The sequence below is a fragment of the Nocardioides pelophilus genome, from assembly GCF_014180685.1.
GTDB classification, from domain to species: domain Bacteria; phylum Actinomycetota; class Actinomycetes; order Propionibacteriales; family Nocardioidaceae; genus Nocardioides; species Nocardioides pelophilus.
Genome location: NZ_JACEHF010000299.1, coordinates 1 through 1,697 on the forward strand (window position 1 = coordinate 1; position 1,697 = coordinate 1,697).

Here is a 1,697-nt window from a genome sequence, read left to right on the forward strand (position 1 = left end):
CGGCTCGTTCGGCCCTGTCGGTTCGGTCGGCCCGGTCGGCTCGGTCGCCACGGTCGCCACGGTCGCCTCTTCATCGGGTTGGTTCGCGGGAGCGGCGGGCTGGAGACCCTGGTCCGCCGCTCCCGCGGTCTGGTGGTCGGGATCGTCGAGCAGCGCCTCGAGCACCACGACGACCGGGTCGACCTCGACCGCAGGATCCTCGTCGGTGCCCGTCCGCTCGATCACGTCGAGCAGCGCGCGGACCGTGTCGACCATCCGCAGCAGTGCGCTGGTGATCTCCGGCGTCATCTGCTGCCGACCGTCCCGGAGCCGGGACAGCAGCGTCTCGCCGACGTGGGTCAGCCGCTCGAGGCGGCCCAGGGCGAGGAAGCCCGACGTGCCCTTGATCGTGTGGATGGTGCGGAAGATCCCCGACAGCACCTCGCGTGAGCCCGGCTGCTTCTCGAGCTCGACCAGGTCCCTGTCGAGCTGGTCGAGATTCTCGTGGGACTCAACGAGGAACTCCGCGATGATCTCGGCTTCGTCGTCCATGCGCCCTCCTTCGCATGCCCCTATCGGCAGTGCGGGAGAGCTCCTGAGGCGCGGAAGAGCGCAGGTTCAGCGCCGGTTCAGCGCCGTTGCCGGAGCGCCTCGGTCAGTGAGGCGACCACCCGGTCCGGAGGCGATGCCGCCTCGGTGTTGGAGTCGGCCAGCTCCGCGAGCAGCTCCGCGCGGTGCACGCTCACCGAGCGCGGCGCGTCGATGCCGACCCGGACGACGTCGCCGCGGACCTCGAGGACGGTGATCGTGACGTCGTCGCCGATGACGACGCTTTCGCCGACACGGCGGGAGAGTACGAGCACGAGGTCGAGGCTACGCCACGAGCGGTGCGGCCAGCGGAAGTTCCGGATCCTCGAGAATCACCTGGCTGGCGCGACGGGTCACCAGGTTGACCAGGAGCGGCGCGCGCAGGTTGACGGTCGTGTCGGCGAGGGAGGCCCCGGCGCGCACCACGAGCAGCACCAGCACGTCGTCGCTCGACTCGATCCCGAGCTCCTCGACGACGTCGTCGCCGACCTCGGGCGTGTAGTCGGGGTAGAACGGCGCCGGTGGGACGACGACGAACTGCAGGTCGTCGCGGCTGAGCGAGCGGAACGAGTGGAGCACGCCGTCGTCGTCGAGCCGGACCAGCGCGAACCGGTGGTCGTCGGGGAAGCCGGGCATCGCGTGCACCAGCTCGATGACGGGAACGTCCTTGCCGTCGGTCGCTCCGTCTCCCGGCTGCTGCGCATCCATGACCGCGATCATCGCAGGAAGTCGAGCAGGCTCGGCTGCAGGACGCGCGACGTCGCGGAAAGCGCCGCCTGGTAGGCGACCTCCTGCAGCTGCAGGTCGACGGCGGCCTTGGCCAGGTCGGTGTTCTCGAGCGTGCTCAAGGACGCCGCCAGCGACTGGCTGGCCTCGGCGGCGGCCGCGTCGGCACGTTCGATCCGGTCGAGCCGGGTGCCGGCGGTGGTCCTGGCCGTCGTCACGGTGTTGACGCGGGTGGCGAGCTCGTCGATCGCCGTACTGATGGCAGCCGTGTCGGCGGCTCGGAGCGCGGTCGCGAGGGCGTCCAGCTCGGCGAAGACCGAGCTCGCACCGTCACCGAAGACGTCGCGGCCGTCGACGTCGACCTGCACGTTGACGCCGTCCGCGACGCGGCGGTTGACGGTGCC

Annotated in this window: 4 protein-coding genes; all 4 read right to left on the bottom strand. The window is 70.8% G+C overall.

What is annotated here, in order from left to right:
• The coding region (locus H0488_RS23175; protein WP_220794923.1) for an Hpt domain-containing protein at positions 1-531 on the bottom strand (531 nt) is incomplete at its 3' end.
• Between the two features lie 77 nt (positions 532-608).
• Complete coding sequence (gene csrA, locus H0488_RS23180; RefSeq protein WP_183101527.1) at positions 609-842, bottom strand: carbon storage regulator CsrA; 234 nt, start codon at positions 840-842, stop codon at positions 609-611.
• Between the two features lie 10 nt (positions 843-852).
• Positions 853-1,287, bottom strand: a complete 435-nt coding sequence (gene fliW / locus H0488_RS23185; protein WP_246372709.1) for a flagellar assembly protein FliW — start codon at positions 1,285-1,287, stop codon at positions 853-855.
• On the bottom strand, positions 1,284-1,697 hold a 414-nt coding region (locus H0488_RS23190), incomplete at its 5' end, for a flagellin (protein ID WP_220794924.1). The genes fliW and H0488_RS23190, both read right to left, overlap by 4 nt.

What these genes read in the sequence shown, in the direction of transcription:
- fliW (WP_246372709.1), bottom strand. Translation starts at nt 1,287, where the DNA reads ATGATCGCGGTCATGGATGCGCAGCAGCCGGGAGACGGAGCGACCGAC.